Origin of the sequence: Nostoc sp. ChiSLP03a (assembly GCF_034531215.2) — a bacterium.
GTDB lineage: Bacteria > Cyanobacteriota > Cyanobacteriia > Cyanobacteriales > Nostocaceae > Nostoc.
Window position 1 is genome coordinate 1 of the sequence record NZ_JAVRBQ020000082.1, and the last position, 17,678, is coordinate 17,678.

The window sequence follows — 17,678 nt, forward strand, 5'->3', positions numbered from 1 at the left end:
GGGGCGTGGGGGCGGGGGGCTGGGGGTGGGGGCGGGGGGTGACGGGGGTGTGGGGGGGGGGGGAGGGTGGTGGCGGGGCTGGGGGGGGGGGGGGGGGGGGGGGGTGGGGCGGGGGGGGGGGGGGGGGGGGGCGCGGGGGGGGGGCCCGGGGGGGGGGGGGCCCGGGCCCCCGGCCCCCGGGGGCCGGGCGCCGGGCGCCGGGGGCCGGGGGCAGGGTAAGAATTTTTAACTTTTGACTAATGACTAATGACTAATGACTAATACCTATTAACCTTTTCCCCCGGTAAAGGTGACGCTTTGAATAAAGTAACGGTTAAAAAAGGCGTAAATACTTAAAGCTGGTAGGGTGAAGACCATAGAAGCCGCCATAATGTAGTTCCAATAGCTGATGTATTGACCTTTGAAGGTGTTCAGCCCCAAAGGAAGGGTAAACATTTCTGGGTCAAATAGGATAACTATGGGCAGTAAAAAATTATTCCAACTCCCCATGAACACAAAAACTGTCTGTGCTGCTAGTGCTGGTTTTGCAAGAGGTAAGACAATGTGTCGAAAAATTCCAAAGGTATTTAAGCCATCCAGCTGAGCTGCTTCTTCTAGTTCTTTAGGAAAATTAACGAAAAACTGTCGCATCATGAAGATAAAAGTGGCATTAACCATGCTAGGAACAATCATGCCTTGATAAGAATTCAGCCAGCCGATCGCTTTTAAAATCAAAAATGTCGGAATCAGGGTGATTTGCGTCGGTACTGCTAGTACTGCCAAAATGAGGAAGAACCAAAAGCGCTTGCCCACGAAGCGCAATCTTGCCAAGGCATAACCAGCCATTGAATTTAACAACAAGTTTAAAAGCGTGACGCTGAGTGCGATCGCTACACTGTTGAACAACCAGCGCCAAAATAGCGGTTCTTGGAGAAAGATTTGTCTGTAGTTGTCAAGAGTAAAATTTTTGGGGAGAAAGTTGGGTTCACCACTGACAATCTCTGTTAGCGGCTTAAATGATGCTGAAAGTGCCCAGAGAAAGGGAATTAGGGTAATGATGGCATAGAGTGTCAGCAAGACGTACAACAGGGCTTTGAGCCAAGATAAGCCAGAGGTGTTAGTCAAATCCGTTCGCCTCCAAAAAGTCGTCGCTGAATCAAAGTGATGGCAATGATGACTATTGTTAACAAAAATGCGATTGCAGCTGCATATCCCATTTGTAAATTCCGAAACACAGCTTGATAAATCAACAGCACCACAGTTAAGGTAGCGTTGTTTGGCCCGCCAGTACCGCCAGAGAAGATGTAAGACTGGTCAAAAAGTTGAAAAGTGCCAATTACCCCCACTGTCATCACAAAGAAGGTTACAGGCTTAAGCAAGGGAAGAGTAATGTAGATAAATTGCTGCCATCCATTTGCCCCATCTAGTTCTGCGGCCTCGTAAAGTGTTCGGGGTATATCTTGCAACGCCGCCAGATAAATCACCATGAAAAACGGTGCAGTTGACCAAATGTTCATGATCGTAATGCCTTTGAGCGCAACTGCTGGATCGCCCAACCAGTTATAAGTAGGTAGCCCCACAAAAGCGAGAAAATCGTTTAGTAGCCCATCAGTGTTATAAATCCACATAAAAATGAGCGTCAGTACTGCTGAAGAAGTGACTGTTGGCAAAAAATAGAGGATGCGCCACCAGTTTTTACCACGAATCCCAGAATTCAGAGTTACTGCCAAAATTAAAGCCAGGATAGTTTGAGTTGGCACAACAATAGCTACATATTCGGCTGTGTTTCTCAAAGCAATCCAAACTCTTTCATCTTCAGCTAATCGTGTGAAGTTGCGAAAACCGATGAATTCGTACTCAATACCGCCAAGAAGTTGGACTTTTTGGAGGGAAAGAAAAACGGCGTAGAGAATGGGTAAGACTACAAAAGTTCCTAAAACTAGAATGGTGGGCATCATGAACATATACCCAGCCAAGTCTTCAGTGATGTTCCATCTGGGGTTTCTGCGCCGCCTGTTAATTTCAAACACTACTGAACCTCCGCTTAATCTCGCACTAACCCGACTGTAGCGATGGGTCGAGCATGATTATTTATCGTACTCCTATATAAAAATATTTGTAAAAAATCAGGTAGTGATTGAGATAGAAACTTTCAAAGATCAAGAGTTTCAAGATAATAATCTCTTTTTAAATTCAATTACAAGAGTTTTAAAAAAATCAAAAATATGGCCAAATAAACTAGAAAGTCTTTGGTTGGTAATTACCGATTTTGAGATAGCACGGAACTATTACTAACTGAAAAAAGCTAAGGAAATATTAGAATATAAGTTTTCTAGATATTATGGCGATCACTACTTTTGACAGTGTTGGAAAACAACTTTAGGAATATGCAATGTTTTTATCCTCGAAAAATCCTGTTAATAAGTATACGATTAGTAGCGATCGCCTACATTTTAACTTGTCTATTACTCTTGCCAAATTTATTAGCCTGAAAGCAACTTGTATTTGCAAGCAATTCAAAAGTTTATCGAAAAGGTTAAGTTTCAAGAGTAAGAAATAGATTAATCAGCATTACCTTCTACACGATTTAAAAATTTGTCTAAGACTTGCAAAAATCTTTCTGTCTCTTCCAGATGAGGCATGTGTGAACTGTTTTCAAATAGTACCCATTCCGAGCCAGAAATACCCTGGTGAACTGTTTCAACACAAGTAGGCGTAACCTCATCGTAACGACCTGATAGCAGCAGTGTAGGTACGATAATTTCACCGAGGCGGTCTTCAATATTCCAGTCGATGATTTTGCCTGCACCCCGAAATTCTGTACCAACTTTACTGTAGGCTCTAGTTAAGCTGCTGGGCCAAGGGTCTAGTCGGCAAAGAAAAGAATGATTAAATACTTCCATTGCCTGTTTGTATTCGGGGTCTTGAGTAGTACCATCGGCTTCGTGTTTACGAATGACCTCTTGTACTTCGATTGGTAGCTCATTCATCAGGCTATAAGCTTCAGTGACAAATTGTCGAATGCTAGAAGGCGTGTTAGCTAGAACGAGACTGACTAACCCAGTCGGTTGAGAAAGAGCATGTTCCAAGGCTAAACAACCGCCCCATGATTGCCCAAAAAGATGAATTTGGTCTAAATTTAAGGCACTGCGGACGGCCAAGAGTTCTTCTTTGAATAAATCTATGGAATATAAGTTGGGGTCTGTGGGGCGATCGCTATTTCCACACCCTAATTGATCGTAAAAAATCACCCTGCGTCCGGTTGTGGCGATGCCTGCGGCGGGCGAAGCCAACGCTTCCAAAGGTTCTAAGTAGTCGTGGGGTACTCCTGGGCCTCCGTGAAGACACAGCAGTGGTAGCTTTTTAGAATCTTCTTGTTCTGGTTTGACAATGCGATACCACACCTGATGACCACGGAATGAAATAAAGTCTTCGAGGGCAGAAGTATTAGACATGGCACAAAAATTATTTGACATTATAATAGTCGACTATACGTAGACAAAAATAGCAAATGGCGATCGTCCGCCCAAGAATAATTGATTACCACGGCATTTCAGCTACCCAAGCACAGCTAGATTTTGCCATAGCATTTCTAGATGAAGATATTCCCCTTTACGTTGATCCTTTTCTTTTATGGAAGTCTCCCTCACAACAAGACCAATCACTTCATACCTCCATAATTAATTCCTTTAATAACCTAAACTTTCTTGTTCAGAAAGGCAAAATAGATCAGGCTCGTGACAACCTCATTCTTGCATCTGAATGCCAAGAGATTGGACTTGGATTGTCAAAAAAACGAAAAGGTATAAAAATTAGCCGTAATAAAGCAGATGAAATTCTCTATCTATTTCAGAAAATTCCTGAGTATGGAAAATACGGATTTGTTCACTTTGAAGAAATCCAGTTTTATGTAGATGGAATTGCAAAAGATCGAATCAGTGATATTTGTTGTAATTTTATTAAATCATTTTTAATAGACTTTACAATACAACAATGCGAACAACTAGGGATACCAATTGATAAAACTGTTGTTTCTGGACTTTATGACTACCGTAAAAACTCATTTATTCTAGAGCAGGAAATTACATTGCCTGTGAATCCTGAAACCAAAGAGCCTTTAATTTTTGTTCCTAAGAGATGGCTAAAATTTTCTCCGTGGATCAACTTTGAAGACTACTTTAAGGATTACTGTCCTCGTGATGAAATTTTTAATCCTGGTGAACCAGAAGAACGTGTTAAGATTCTAAACTTCAATAGAGATAATTATGGCATTGTTCAGGAATATATCAAGGTAAAAGAGCGAACTCAGGATGACTGTAAAAACGATCCTCTCTTTAAACAGATTCCCGTATTGTCGGCTAAACGAAAATTAGGTGAAATACAAAAGCTACCAACAGGAAAGACGAATGAAGCAGACATTAAATACGAAAATTACATCTGTCAACTTCTTGCCTCGCTTTTCTATCCTGACCTTGACTTTGCAGCAGAGCAGAGTCGTACAGAATCTGGAAGACTGATTCGAGACCTCATTTTTTACAACAATAGATCAATTGATTTTCTTCAAGAAATTTATCAAGATTATGGCAATAGACAGCTTGTTTTTGAGTTAAAGAACGTCAAGACAATCGAGCGTGAACACATTAGCCAACTTAATAGATATCTTGATTCGGGTCTGGGTAAGTTTGGTGTTCTCGTGACCAGAAACCCTCTCTCAAAAGCAATGTTCGGCAATACTATTGATTTATGGTCTGGACAAAGACGATGTATCATTACGCTTACAGATGAGGATATCTCGTTAATGGTTAATATTTTTGAGAGTAAGCAACGCTCACCAATTGATGTTCTCAAAAAGAAGTATGTGGAGTTTCGTCGAGCTTGTCCCTCGTGAAAGGTGGAATAGATGAAGTGTAAAGATGTCGATGGGTTTGAAAAACTCTCAGGACAACTTCAAGGTATTTACGAAGAGATTTCTGTTTTGTCTAAGAAATCTCCCAATGATGCAATCAATAAGTTTAAGCTCAATTTTATCAACCAATTGTTGAATAGCTCGAATGAATTCCTTGAAGATAAATATCGACCTTTTAAAGAATTTTCAGAATTTGATACAGATGATGTTCCACAAAATAGTGATGTAGTGTTTATTCTCTCACAGTATCTACAATGCTTTGAGAAGTTGCGTGCAGATAATGTACAGATCAGACCTGGCGGTTGGTATTGGGTAGTAGATGCTGAAGAAAACGAAATTGGAGATGAATTAGGCAAAATTTATATTAAAACAACTCGTCCAAAGCGTTTAAGAAAATAAATTATTATGATGAAAAAAGATCAACAGCAGACAAACCTGGTGAAAGCTGATCTGCATGAAGTTACAATGCCCCTGATACATGCTATGCATGTAGAATTAAAAGAACTGAGCAAGAAGAAGCCGGACGCTGTGTTGAGCAAGAATAAGGTAAAAATTGTCAACAGACTTCTAGAAAGCTGTCGTAAAGTATCAGATTCGGAAACATCGCTTGACTATCTTGATCTCATTGATGAGGATGATATCCCTCAAAATAGCGATGTGGTGCTGATGTTATCTCAGTACGTAGCCGCTATGAAGCAGTTCAAATCCACTTATTATGGCTCGGATGGTTTAAAGCTTCGCTGGTTTACTGAATAAATACAGCGTTTTTAAACTGATCGAATCATATTACTGACTTCCCCACTTACCGCCCTAACAATAGTCCATTTACCTGTAAATTGCACCCTTATACTTGGTCGTTAGCAGTTAAATATTATGCAGTGGATACTCTTAAGTTACTCCATCGTCTTAATCTGTTGATTTGCTTCATCTTCTGCCTTCAGCATTGCTTGTTTTAATGGTTGTTGCCCAAGTAAGGCGCTGACAAACTGGTTATCAAAGTTATTCACGATCGCGCCTGGATACTGACCTACCTGCCAGAGTGTAGCATATTTAACCCCCGCTACTAATGGCGATCGCAATGGGTCTTGGTCATAGCCCAAATTCTTTGCCACTGATTTACGTGCTGGCAAAGCAAACCCTGTTCCTGTCCACTTTTGCATCCCTTCTTTACCCGTGAGATAGCAAATCAATTCCCAAGCTTCGGCTTTGTGATGTGCCTGCTTGTTCATCACATAAGCAACAGTCAGCATCATTGTGCCTTTTTTATCATTAATAGTAGGTACTGGTGCGGTAGCAAACTCTACTTGGGGAAAGGTTTCGATTAGATAGGGAATTGCCCAGTTACCTTCAATCACCATTGCCACTTTACCTTGACCAAACATTTCACTACCCGTGTTTGTGCCAACATCAGATTTTTGAGCAGACGAGTGGTCTTTTTGATACTGATCTATTACTAACTCTAAACCCTGTAAACTTGCCTCGCTGGCAAAAGTAGCATAACTATTTTGATCGACAGGTTGCCCACCAAAAGCTTTAATTTTATAAGCCTGACGCGCCAATTCCGGGATTTCTCCAAAGCCGTATTTATTAAGTTTGCCTGTCAATTGCTTAGAGTAGGTGCGTAGTTCATCCCAATTAGCTGGCGGATTACTTAAGCCTGCGGCGGCAAAGGCTTTTTTATTATAAAACAGGGCAAGGGTGGAATAGTCTTTAGGAAGACCATAAATATGGTTCTGGTATTTGAAGCTGTCAAGTAAGCTATCCTCAAAGTCCGCTAAGTCAAATTCAGGGGTAATGTAAGCTTCTAGCGGTTCTAGAACATTTTGACTCATCAAAAAAGGAGCTTCTACCGACTCCAGATAAAAGACATCAGGCGCTGCTTCGCCAACCAAACGAGTTTTGATTACATCCATGTATTGGTCAGAAATCGCCTCATATTTGACCTTAATATTTGGATGCTGTGCCTCAAAGTCTAGCAGTACCTGTTTCAAAAGTTTTTGCTCAACAACATTGCCTCCCCAACCACTGAGTTTAATAGTGACTGCGGTAGATGCTAACGGCTTGCTTGGCAATTGTAGGCTATGACAAGCAATAATAGCGATCGCGATCGCCATCACCAATGCCAAAAAATTAAATAATCCTTTATTAATTACAAACAAATAATACGTCTCTTTTCTCGCTGATACCTTGTGTTATTAAGGAGTGATATGTTTAATTATTTGAAATTTTGGTTAAAAATTGCAAGCTAAAATAACGAAAAATTATCAGCGATGCTGAATTAAAGCATACTGAGTTTCTGTGCAACCTGATTTATCCGAGGATACTTCACCCATAATCTATGTTGATGGATTCTGTTCAGATTGAAACAACTGCGCCACTGACCCTGGAATTTACCCAGATTGCCCCATCACCAACAGCAATCTCTTCAAACTCTCGAATTTCCAAGGATACTATTCGCACTAGTTTAAAAGCTTCCACTGCGGATTCTGTCTTAGCATCGGTTTACTCTCTTGGAACTGGCGGGATTTTACTCAGCAATTTATTGGTGGAATTGGGTGCTAGTCCAGTGGTATTTGGAATGCTGTCTTCTATTCCCATGTTGGTCAATCTCATTCAGCCGTTGGGTGCTTACTTGTCTGAACGTAGCACCAGCCGCTTTCAATATTCGCTTCGGACACACGGAATTGGTCGGCTGCTATGGCTGATTTTAGTAATTGGGATTGTCAGCGCCAGCTTGGGAGTGATTGATGCTCACCAGTTAGTCATATTGACACTCTTGATTGTTCTATTTAGTAGTCTTTTAGGAGGACTAGGAACTGCATCATGGCTCAGTTGGGTGGCAATGATAGTTCCCCGTCAATTGCGAGGCAGGTATTTTGGGACACGTAATAGTGCTGCTAGTCTAACTAATTTGATTTGCGTACCAATGGCCGGTTTAGTTGTATCACATTGGTATGGGGGAACTCTCCAAGGTTATGGAGTAATTCTACTGATAAGCATTGTGTTTGGGATTATGGGATTGGGGTGTCAGTATTTCCAGGTGGATATGAATCCGCTATCGCAAAACACTTATTATGGCAAGTCCCCACAAACCAGTGAAATTCAATCAGAGGTTACAAAAAATGAATCTTCTGAAATACTTCAATCAATTCATTTGCCACAAGAACAGTTAGCTAACAGCATCTGGAAAAACTCTAACTTTTTGGTGTTTCTGCTGTATTTCAGCTTCTGGACGCTTGCTGTTAACCTCAGCAGTCCTTTTTTTAATCTCTATATGCTCGACAAGCTAGATTTGGATGTCAGCTATGTGACTATCTACAATAGCCTTCAGGCGGGGGCAACTTTGCTGATGCTTATCCTGTGGGGAAAATTAGCAGACAAGATTGGTAATCGTCCTATTCTCATCTCTATTGGGATTTTAGTTGGAGTTACACCACTCTTGTGGCTGGGGATTGGTGTAAATCGCCTTGACATCTGGTTGTGGTTGCCACTACTACACATTTTGACTGGAGGTACTTGGGCGGCAATTGACTTGTGCAGCAACAATATACAATTGGCGATCGCACCAATTAAAAATCAGTCTATCTATTTTGCGATCGCAGCTGCCGTTGCTGGAGCAAGTGGTGCTTTGGGCACAACTATAGGCAGCTTTCTCGTCCAATTTACTCAGTCTGGAGGTTTACTGGGCTTATTTGCCCTCTCAGGCATATTTCGACTAGTAGCCCTTGTTCCACTCATGTTTGTTCAAGAGCCAAGCAGAGGATGAGGAAGCAAGGGGAGCAGGGGAGCAGGGGAGCAGGGGAGACAAGGAGGACAAGGGTGAATTATTGAACAAGTCTCTTCAATGCCCCATGCCCCATGCCCCATGCCCCATGCCCGATACTTTATTCTGCGGCGGTAGAAGTCAAGGACATTGTTTCCCACAACACCATGTGAGGTGTTGTTAATACAGGCTGATGTAGAGCAATCAGCTGGGCTAGAGTGTTCTTTAATTGGGTACGGGGTACGATATCATCGACAAAACCATGCTGGAGCAAATCTTCAGCAGTCTGGAAATTTTCGGGCAGTTTTTCCCGCAGGGTTTGCTCAATCACTCGCCGACCAGCAAAACCAATGGTTGCTTTGGGTTCTGCCAAAATTATATCGCCCAACATTGCAAAACTGGCGGTAACGCCGCCTGTTGTCGGATTGGTCAAAACAGGAATATATAATAGTCGGGCGTCTTTATGGCGCTGTAAGGCTGCGGAGATTTTTGCCATCTGCATCAAAGAGAGCATACCTTCTTGCATTCTCGCGCCACCGGAGGTGCAAATGATAACTACAGGATAGCGTCGTTGAGTGGCTTGCTCAATCATCCGGGTGAGTCTTTCTCCCACGACCGAACCCATACTACCACCCATGAAGCGGAAGTCCATAACTCCAAGGGCAATGGGCAAACTATTGATTTGACCTAAACCAGTTCTAACTGCATCTATTAAGCCAATTTTATCTTGTGTTTCCCGCAAGCGATCGCTGTAGAGTTTGCGATCGCGAAATTCTAGCGGGTCAGTTGGACGCAAATGCTCATCCAGAGGTTTCCAGGTATTATGATCTATCAATTGACGGATGCGCTCATCGCTGTCTACGCGATTGTGATGACCACATTCGACACAAACCATCTGATTGGCTTTCAAGTCTTTTGTATATGCCAACACGCCACATTTAGAGCATTTATGCCACAAACCATCAGCAATTTCACGTTCTTGACGTTCGAGGCTGGTAGATCCTGATTTCCTTCGATTTGCAAACCAATCAAATAGAGACTTTAAACCACGTGATTCTTCGTTGTTAGCCATTTTTTATTTTATTTTAAGTGGGTATGAGGTCGAAAACATGTCAAACCGTATTGGTTGTGCTTAGTCATAAGTCATTTGTATTTACTAATGACTTATGAATACATCGTTAAACTACGTTTTTAAGCAATTCAGACCTTAATTTTTGTCTTTGGTTGCCAGCTTAACGAAAATACTTATACCAATACAAGTCTCTTGCTCTTTTTTTCAGCAGACTTAATTATATGGACGTAGTGACAAAACCATGAGAATACCAACCTCCAAATAAGATGCTCTCCCCCTCCCACCCTAATCAATCATTTGTATTGCTGGGTTTTGAACAATCAGCATCTGTTGCACTAGTTGTACTTGCCAACGGTTAATCGTCGTTAAGAGGGTAATACAAGTCACAAGCTGAATATTATCAAAATGTGAAAGGCAGATGGGGTAATGTTGGTTACAGTCACGAATTATAAATATTTCTTATGAAAGGGGATTGAGGATTGGGGCATGGGGCATTGGGAAAGAGGAGGCAGAAGTTCTTTAATTTTGAATTTTGAATTTTGAATTTTGAATTGATTTCTCCCCCTGCTCCCCTGCTCCCTACTTCAATTCAAGACGCTGGAAAAAATAACCGCAGGTAGCTAGACAAAATGGCTTCGCCGCTAAACAGCGTAATCACAGATCCTAAAGCCAGAAAAGGCCCAAAAGGGATCTTTTGTCCTAATTTTTGTCGCGATCGCTGCATAATCAAAATACCTATGCCAATTAACGCTCCCAGCGCACAGGCGAGAAAACTAGCTAAGAGCAAATATTTCCAGCCTAACCAGGCTCCCATCATGGATGCTAACTTGGCGTCACCTGCACCCATTGCAGTTTTACCAAAGGCAATTGAACTCAATAGGGCGATCGCATCAAACAGCCATAAGCCTAATACTGCACCAACTATAGCGATCATAAGGTGATTTACCAATGCCACAAAACTACCCTCTGGTAGAAAACCAACTACCATTTGAAACAAAATTCCCACCACTAAACCTGACTTAGTAAGTGGATTGGGTAGGGTCATTGTATCTAAGTCAATGAGTGATAGCGCCAATAACCAACTGCAAAAAGCCCAATAGCCTATTGTTAAAGTCGAAACTTGAAATATCAAAAAAATTAGTAAAAAAATTACGCCCGTTACCCCTTCTACCACGGGATAACGGACAGAAATTTTGCTTTTGCAATATCGACACCGCCCTCTTAAGGAAATCCAGCCAAATACTGGTACATTGTCGTAAGCTTTTAGCTGGTTTAAGCATTTAGGACAACGAGAAGGCGGCCAAAGAATTGACAACCCAGCAGGTAGGCGATAAACAATAACATTCAGAAAACTACCAATAGATGCACCCAAAGCAAAGACCATTACACTCGCCGGGATGGCGAACAAAATGTCCATACAGTCATTTGTCCTTTGTCATTTGTCCTTTGTTCTTTGTCATTTGTCCTTTGTCATTTGTCATTTGTCAATAACTAATAACCAATGGCCAATACAACTCTTGGAGAGACTGCGCTAACGATTACGCCCTTCGGCTACGCTCAGGACAAGCTCAGGACAAGCTCAGTACAAGTGACTAATGACTAATAACTAATTACTAATGACCAATGACTAATGACCAATGACCAATGACCAATGACTAATACATGTGGGATTCAATTTGACTTAAGGGCACAAAACACTCTTGAGGTAAAAGAACTGGCTGGTTAGTAAAAATAACCTTGCCTCTATGAGTCACACGATTAATTGCTACACCGGAAGGTTGCCCAGCGATTTCGGGATGGACTTCACAGTGAGTATAGTATATCTGCCCAGCAGCTCTGATTACAGAGGGATCAATCAAAGGCGATTGGTTCTTAGGGGCGGTAAAATTTACTTGACCTTGTCGTAATGCGTACACTATCGACTGTTATTTGATTGCTAGATTTCCCTTTAGTCTACCCGAAACTTATAGCAAAGGTTGCCAAATTGCCCAAGTTGCTATATAAAATTATTTTTGTTCGATAGCTTTGATGAGTGAGTCTCCCATAGCGCGGCAACCAAGGAGATTTTTTCCTGGAGAAATTATATCCCCGGTGCGATCGCCCTGCTCTAAAACTTGCAATACACCTTGTTCGATTTGATCTGCCGCTTCTGGTTGGTCTAAACCGTAACGTAACATCATCGCTACACTCAAAACCTGTGCTAGAGGATTTGCTTTATCCTGTCCGGCAATATCTGGGGCGGAACCATGAACTGGTTCATATACACCAGGACCAGAAGCGCCCAAACTGGCTGAAGGTAACATCCCAATACTACCTGTGAGCATGGCAGCAGCATCAGAGAGAATATCACCAAACAAATTGCCTGTAACAATGGTGTCGAACTGCTTGGGAGCGCGTACAAACTGCATAGCAGCATTATCTACATATAAATGAGAGAGTTCGATATCTGGATATTCTTGAGAAAGTTGGGTGATGCGATCGCGCCACAACTGAGATACTTCTAATACGTTCGCCTTATCTACTGAACAAAGTTTTCCACCGCGTTTTTTAGCTGTTTCAAAGGCCACTCGACCAATGCGTTCAATTTCTGATTCGGTGTAAACCATCGTATTTACACCGCGTTTCTCACCGCTTTCTGTAGCAAAAATACCTTTAGGTTTACCAAAGTAAATCCCACCAGTGAGTTCGCGCACCACCATAATATCCACGCTTTCGACAATTTCGCGTTTCAAAGTCGAGGCATCGATTAGCTGGGGCAAAATTTTCGCTGGGCGCAAATTGGCAAATAATCCTAAACCTGCACGCAGTCCTAATAAACCTGCTTCTGGGCGTAAATTGGATGGCAGGGAATCCCACTTGTAACCACCAATGGCTGCGAGTAATACAGCATCACTATTACGGCAAGTCTCTAGAGTGGCAGATGGTAGGGGTTCGCCTGTAGCATCAATTGCTGCACCACCAATGAGGGCTTCTTGGAATTCAAACTTCAGATCGAATTTCTTCCCTACGACTTTCAGTACATCTACCGCCACTGCCATAATTTCAGGGCCAATGCCATCGCCGGGGAGTAGAGTAATGCGGTAGTTCTGGGTCATAGCTGGTTGTTACTAGGTAAATGCTTTCAGATTAAATATCATACCTAGCAAAATGTACTGATGGAGTTTTTAATTTATTTGGGTGTAGCTCTAACGTAATCATCTGGCATTGGATGAAACTACCAAAAAAGTCCTATATCCCTAGTTGAGCGGATCGAAACGCTGCAAGATCAGAGCTATAAACACCACTGGCAAACCTACACCCATGCAAATGAGAGCTTGGATAAATGTCAAAGGTGTGGTGTCAAACACTTGATTCATCATGCTCCACTGACTAAACAGACATTGTAAAATCACTACAGCCACAATTCCGATCGCAGGTGCATAAGCTACAGGTGTGCGTTTACCTTGGATTTTGGCGACTAAAGATGGTAAAAACTGGGTAATGCTTAACAGGTAAAAGACTTCTGCTGCTACCAATCCATTAATCGCCATTGTGCGAGCTAAGGCTTCATTACCTGTAGTTTGCAGTATCCATTGAAACACCCCGAAAATTACCACCCAATTGAAAACAGAAATCGCTAATATGCGTTTAAGTAAACTGCCTGATAAAAGCTTTTCTCTGGGGTTGCGTGGTGGTTGCTCCATCACCTGTCCAGATTTTGGCTCAAAAGCGAGGGGAACAATCAACCCTACTGAACTAACCATGTTCAACCAAAGAATTTGGATTGGTAAAATGGGAAGCACAGTTGCCAGGAGAATGGCAATCAAAATTGTCATGGATTCGCCAACGTTAATCGGCAGCAAGAAGGCGATCGCTTTTCGTAAGTTGCGATAAACACTACGCCCTTCTTCCACAGCCGCTTCGATTGAGGCGAAGTTATCGTCAGTTAAAAGCATATCCGCCGATTCTTTAGCAACCTCTGCCCCGGCTATGCCCATCGCTACACCAATATCTGCCTGTTTAAGAGCGGGAGCATCGTTGACACCATCTCCAGTCATGGCAACAATTTCACCCTGAGACTGCAATGCTTTTACTAGATGCAATTTTTGTTCTGGAGCAACTCGCGCAAATACCATACCTTTCTCAGCTGCTTGGGTGAATTCTTTTTCATCCATCTGAGTTAATTGCTGTCCGGTAAAAACTTGTGCTTCAGTCGAGCAAATTCCCATTTTATGGGCGATCGCAGCTGCTGTTAGTGCATGATCCCCAGTAATCATTTTTACCTGAATCCCGGCAGATTGACAGGCTTTGACTGCGGCGATCGCTTCCTCACGCGGCGGATCGATTATGCCTTGAAGTCCCAGAAACACCAGTCCTCGATCGAGATCGTTACGATCCAAGGATCGCTTAGTGGCAACTTCTTTGCTGGCAAAAGCTAGCACTCGTAACCCTTGGTTTGCCATACCAGCGACTTCCTGCTCCACTGCGGCAGGATTGAGACGAGCGAGTTTTCCTTGAGCATCGAACATGCGATCGCATCGTTGGAGAATTGCCTCTACAGAACCTTTGAGATAAATGATATTGAGCGATCGCTTTGCATCTAATTCATGCAAAGTCGCCATGTATTGGAATTGAGATTCAAAGGGAATGGTGTCTATTCTAGGTAATTCTTGCTCTAGATTTGCTTGCGTCAATCCCACTTTATTGGCAGCTGTAATCAATGCTCCCTCGGTTGGGGTTCCTACTAAGTCCCACTGTCCATCTCCCCATTCGATGTGAGAATCATTGCAGAGCAATCCTGCTTCCAAGGATTCCCAAAGAGCAATATGTCTATCTGCATTGAAATCAACAGGCTGTCCATTCATTAGGATTTCACCGTCTGGGGCATAACCAATACCGCTAACGTTGTAGTGTTGTCCACTTGCATAAATCTTTTGAACCGTCATCTGATTTTCAGTTAACGTCCCAGTTTTGTCAGAGCAGATAACGGTGGTACTTCCCAAGGTTTCCACAGCAGGTAGCTTGCGAATAATCGCCTTACGTCGTGCCATCCGGGAAACTCCGATCGCCAACGTGACGGTAACAATCGCAGGTAATCCTTCGGGAATCGCGCTGACTACCAAAGCCACACTCGCTTTAAAAACGTCAATCCAAGATTCGCCTTGTCCTAATCCGACTGCAAATGTCAGAGCAGCCAAACCTAAAATCACATACAACAAGCTTTTGCTAAACTTGTCAATATTTCGCGTTAGCGGTGTTTTCAGATTTGTGCTGCTTTCAATTAACTGGGAGATCCGACCGGTTTCGGTGGCATCTGCGATCGCTACTACAATCCCTTCTGCCTGTCCAAAAGTAACGAAACTTCCGGCATACACCATATTGCTGCGTTCGGCTAACGGTGTCTCGACATCCAGTGATGCCGTTACTTTCTCCACCGGAACGGATTCGCCTGTTAAGGCAGACTCGTCAACTTGCAAGCCACGTACACTTAATAGCCGCAGATCCGCAGGCACTTTATCCCCAGATGCCAGCAATACCAAATCACCCAGAACAAGTTCAGTCGAAGCCAAACGAGTTTTTTGACTATTGCGAATCACAGTTGCTTCAGTGGTGACAGCTTTGGATAAAGCAGCGATCGCACCTTCTGCTTTCGATTCTTGAATGTAGCCAATGATAACGTTAATCAGGGTGACACCAAAAATGACTCCCGCATCTATCCAATCTTTGAGCAGCAGTGTCACCAGTCCCGCCGTCAGCAAAATATATAGTAGTGGTTGATTAAATTGCTCTAAAAATCGTAGCCAAGGACTTTTTCCACTTTTAGCAGTCAGTTGATTTGCACCCATCTGCTGGTGTCGGGTGGTAGCTTCTTCATGGCTCAAACCCGCTTCAGGATGGCTGGCTAAGGTTTGCACAACCTTTTGTTCGCCCAGAGTATGCCATTCATAGTTGAGTAAATCTTCTGTTGTCTGAGCAAAAGTATTTGTAGCGATCGTATTTGCTGTCATCTGTATCTCCAAATTGAAGTAACCGTTAAACTAATTCGTAATTAATACTCATCAGATTTAAGTAAAAATTTCTTTGTTTGAATCTCTACCTTTCATTTTTGAAATTGGTGTGATTCCGATAATCTTTTACTAGGTTCGTAAACATGCCACTCTCGCACACCCCAGTAACTAAGAATCAATTCTGCTTGCAAAATTTCATCTGCTGTTCCCTCTACCTTCACCAAAAGTTCTTCTTGGAAGGTGGTTGGCTTACAGAGCGTAGCTTGCCTTTCGGGAGCAAACCAACCTTGAAATGCACCATATACACTGCCCAAAATTGCACTTGCTCCACCCGCCAGCAGTGTACCCAGCACAGATTCAACTGCTAATACTGGCCCAAAACCGGGAATAACTAATACGCCAAGTCCGACTGTTAGTGCTAGAAACCCCCCGGCTGTTCCTCCTGTAATTGCGCCTGCTTTGGCACCTTCGCTTGGAGTTATGGTATATTTATCCGCATTGGCATCCCCCTGCAACTTTTGGTGTTTAGAGTCTAAAGGAAACACAGAAATTTTTTGCATAGGAAAGTCAATTGCTCCAAGTTCATTAAGCACCTGTGTTGCAGCTTGACGGGTAGAAATGATGCCTATTGCATATTTAACTGAATGAGAATTCATCACAATTTCTCCTATATAAATAAGTAAGTTAAAACGAAAAATTATTAATATCTAAATAGTATAAATTTAGAGTTTTTAGTTTGATTTTGATTCATATTAGGTTGCTAATCTACTGCTTCTATTTCAGGATTACTGATAAATGTGAATGAAAAGTGAATAAATTGTTTATCCTACTTAATTTTCTTTTTTGAATCACATTTATCCCTCAAGCTAAAAGACAACACAGATGAATGAAGTAATTAGCACCTCTTGCAAAAATCCTTGAATCACTCCTTCCCAACCCTCTGCTTGTGAAGCTACCTGACTTTTCACGTTATGTGGAAAAGTCCACGAAAACCTAACCCCCTTCCCGACACGGGAAGGGAGAAAATTCAAAGTCTCTCTCCTAAAAGGAAGAGAGAAATAGAAGAGAGGTTTTTCAGATACCGTGAAAAGTCAGGTGAAGCTACGGGGTATACACACGTCTGAAATAGTTTTTCTTGTTGCTCTCGTTCCCATGAAGAGCATGGGAATGCCTGATTTAGAGGCTCTGCCTCCAGTCAGTTATTGAGTCAGAGACTCAATGAATGCATTCCCAGTCTCCGACTGGGAACGAGGAAAGTCAAGGTTTTTAGGACTTGTGTGTACACCATAGCCTTAATAAGGGGGGATTAAGGGGTGTATTAGAATTGGTATCAGCACTTTGCTATACCTTCACTAAAATAAAAGTATGAAGATAGGGCTGATTATCAACCCATTTTGCCAAGCTTACTTCTTGAGAACGTATTCATCCGATTTCTACAGGCTTTAAATACTTGTAATTTGGCAAAGGTGTTGTAATAAAAGTGAGATTTGCTCCAATTAGGCTACCATTCGGTTTTATTATTGGTGTAATGTGGATATCGAAATAACGAGTGCTGTGGCTAGTTGTCCACTCTAGGTTCTTTTCACTTATCAAGCAGCGATCGCGATTTAACCGCTTCATCAAGTCTCTAAGATTTACAATTTGTCCTATTCTTAAATCTTCTACTCGCACACCTAAATCGTCATCTTTAAGACCAAACAGGGTACAAGCTTGCTCGTTAGCCATAATTAGGCAACCACGACAATCGACTGCAAGTAAGGCAAATAGCTAAAGGGTAATTATTTAGCCTAGAACAAACTTTAAGTATTAAAAAACTGCCTTAAGGCTTAAATGCTATTAACCCAAGTTGCTAGTTATGCTTGCAGGTGTTCAGGTGGCATTGCATAAGCAATAAAATCCCCTCCAGAGGAAAAATTAGGAGGGGTAATGTTAAACGAAATAATTACAATTTATGCTATCACTGATGACCTA

The 17,678-nt window shown here is 42.3% G+C and carries 15 protein-coding genes; 4 read left to right on the plus strand and 11 right to left on the minus strand.

Features of this window, described 5'->3' with window-relative positions; all coding sequences use genetic code 11:
- Positions 1-267: 267 nt before the first annotated feature.
- From RMY32_RS13785 to RMY32_RS13795, 3 genes are all read right to left on the minus strand, one after another.
- Entirely contained in the window at positions 268-1,104 is an 837-nt protein-coding gene (locus RMY32_RS13785; protein ID WP_322714480.1) for a carbohydrate ABC transporter permease, read from the minus strand.
- A complete protein-coding gene (locus RMY32_RS13790) occupies positions 1,101-2,009 on the minus strand; it encodes a sugar ABC transporter permease (RefSeq protein ID WP_322714481.1) in 909 nt (302 codons plus the stop codon). The genes RMY32_RS13785 and RMY32_RS13790 overlap by 4 nt, the downstream gene beginning before the upstream one ends.
- A 531-nt stretch (positions 2,010-2,540) precedes the next feature.
- On the minus strand, positions 2,541-3,434 hold the full coding sequence (locus tag RMY32_RS13795) for a proline iminopeptidase-family hydrolase (protein ID WP_322714482.1): 894 nt from the start codon (positions 3,432-3,434) through the stop codon (positions 2,541-2,543).
- Positions 3,435-3,490: 56 nt separating this feature from the next.
- On the opposite strand from RMY32_RS13795, the gene RMY32_RS13800 reads away from it, so the two are divergent.
- From RMY32_RS13800 to RMY32_RS13810, 3 genes are read left to right on the plus strand one after another with little or no spacing between them, the layout of a single operon-like run.
- Entirely contained in the window at positions 3,491-4,867 is a 1,377-nt protein-coding gene (locus RMY32_RS13800; RefSeq protein WP_322714483.1) for a hypothetical protein, read from the plus strand.
- A gap of 12 nt (positions 4,868-4,879) precedes the next feature.
- Positions 4,880-5,284: a hypothetical protein gene (locus RMY32_RS13805; protein ID WP_322714484.1), complete on the plus strand. Its 405-nt coding sequence runs from the start codon at positions 4,880-4,882 to the stop codon at positions 5,282-5,284.
- 6 nt (positions 5,285-5,290) lie between these two features.
- A complete protein-coding gene (locus RMY32_RS13810) occupies positions 5,291-5,641 on the plus strand; it encodes a hypothetical protein (protein WP_322714485.1) in 351 nt (116 codons plus the stop codon).
- 137 nt (positions 5,642-5,778) lie between these two features.
- On the opposite strand, the gene RMY32_RS13815 is transcribed toward RMY32_RS13810, so the two are convergent.
- Positions 5,779-6,999, minus strand: coding sequence for an ABC transporter substrate-binding protein (locus RMY32_RS13815; protein WP_322714492.1), 1,221 nt, complete (start codon positions 6,997-6,999; stop codon positions 5,779-5,781).
- Positions 7,000-7,229: 230 nt separating this feature from the next.
- Here RMY32_RS13815 and RMY32_RS13820 point away from each other — a divergent pair, with 230 nt between their 5' ends.
- The gene (locus tag RMY32_RS13820) at positions 7,230-8,651 is read left to right on the plus strand and encodes an MFS transporter (protein ID WP_322714486.1); all 1,422 of its coding nucleotides are present in this window, start codon (positions 7,230-7,232) and stop codon (positions 8,649-8,651) included.
- 118 nt (positions 8,652-8,769) lie between these two features.
- Here the strand turns inward: RMY32_RS13820 and accD are convergent, their stop codons facing one another.
- The 7 genes from accD to RMY32_RS13855 form a co-directional block, all read right to left on the minus strand.
- Positions 8,770-9,720 (minus strand): acetyl-CoA carboxylase, carboxyltransferase subunit beta, encoded by a 951-nt coding sequence (accD, locus tag RMY32_RS13825; RefSeq protein ID WP_322714487.1) that lies wholly within the window; start codon positions 9,718-9,720, stop codon positions 8,770-8,772.
- A gap of 589 nt (positions 9,721-10,309) precedes the next feature.
- Positions 10,310-11,137 (minus strand): prepilin peptidase, encoded by an 828-nt coding sequence (locus RMY32_RS13830; protein ID WP_322714488.1) that lies wholly within the window; start codon positions 11,135-11,137, stop codon positions 10,310-10,312.
- Positions 11,138-11,375: 238 nt separating this feature from the next.
- Positions 11,376-11,636 carry a hypothetical protein gene (locus RMY32_RS13835; RefSeq protein WP_094347451.1) on the minus strand — a complete coding sequence of 87 codons (261 nt, stop codon included), beginning with the start codon at positions 11,634-11,636 and terminating at the stop codon, positions 11,376-11,378.
- A gap of 90 nt (positions 11,637-11,726) precedes the next feature.
- Complete coding sequence (gene leuB, locus RMY32_RS13840; protein WP_322714489.1) at positions 11,727-12,815, minus strand: 3-isopropylmalate dehydrogenase; 1,089 nt, start codon at positions 12,813-12,815, stop codon at positions 11,727-11,729.
- A gap of 141 nt (positions 12,816-12,956) precedes the next feature.
- Entirely contained in the window at positions 12,957-15,707 is a 2,751-nt protein-coding gene (locus tag RMY32_RS13845) for an HAD-IC family P-type ATPase (RefSeq protein WP_322714490.1), read from the minus strand.
- Positions 15,708-15,799: 92 nt separating this feature from the next.
- Positions 15,800-16,363, minus strand: a complete 564-nt coding sequence (locus RMY32_RS13850; protein WP_322714491.1) for a hypothetical protein — start codon at positions 16,361-16,363, stop codon at positions 15,800-15,802.
- A 766-nt stretch (positions 16,364-17,129) separates the two neighbouring features.
- Complete coding sequence (locus RMY32_RS13855) at positions 17,130-17,432, minus strand: PAS domain-containing protein (protein WP_409882952.1); 303 nt, start codon at positions 17,430-17,432, stop codon at positions 17,130-17,132.
- Positions 17,433-17,678 lie beyond the last annotated feature (246 nt).

Coding starts and splice junctions, on each gene's coding strand:
- RMY32_RS13795 (WP_322714482.1), bottom strand. CDS start 3,434: ATGTCTAATACTTCTGCCCTCGAAGACTTTATTTCATTCCGTGGTCAT.
- RMY32_RS13800 (WP_322714483.1), top strand. CDS start 3,491: ATGGCGATCGTCCGCCCAAGAATAATTGATTACCACGGCATTTCAGCT.
- RMY32_RS13805 (WP_322714484.1), top strand. CDS start 4,880: ATGAAGTGTAAAGATGTCGATGGGTTTGAAAAACTCTCAGGACAACTT.
- RMY32_RS13810 (WP_322714485.1), top strand. CDS start 5,291: ATGATGAAAAAAGATCAACAGCAGACAAACCTGGTGAAAGCTGATCTG.
- RMY32_RS13815 (WP_322714492.1), bottom strand. CDS start 6,999: ATGGCGATCGCGATCGCTATTATTGCTTGTCATAGCCTACAATTGCCA.
- RMY32_RS13820 (WP_322714486.1), top strand. CDS start 7,230: ATGGATTCTGTTCAGATTGAAACAACTGCGCCACTGACCCTGGAATTT.
- accD (WP_322714487.1), bottom strand. CDS start 9,720: ATGGCTAACAACGAAGAATCACGTGGTTTAAAGTCTCTATTTGATTGG.
- RMY32_RS13830 (WP_322714488.1), bottom strand. CDS start 11,137: ATGGACATTTTGTTCGCCATCCCGGCGAGTGTAATGGTCTTTGCTTTG.
- leuB (WP_322714489.1), bottom strand. CDS start 12,815: ATGACCCAGAACTACCGCATTACTCTACTCCCCGGCGATGGCATTGGC.
- RMY32_RS13845 (WP_322714490.1), bottom strand. CDS start 15,707: ATGACAGCAAATACGATCGCTACAAATACTTTTGCTCAGACAACAGAA.
- RMY32_RS13850 (WP_322714491.1), bottom strand. CDS start 16,363: ATGAATTCTCATTCAGTTAAATATGCAATAGGCATCATTTCTACCCGT.
- RMY32_RS13855 (WP_409882952.1), bottom strand. CDS start 17,432: ATGGCTAACGAGCAAGCTTGTACCCTGTTTGGTCTTAAAGATGACGAT.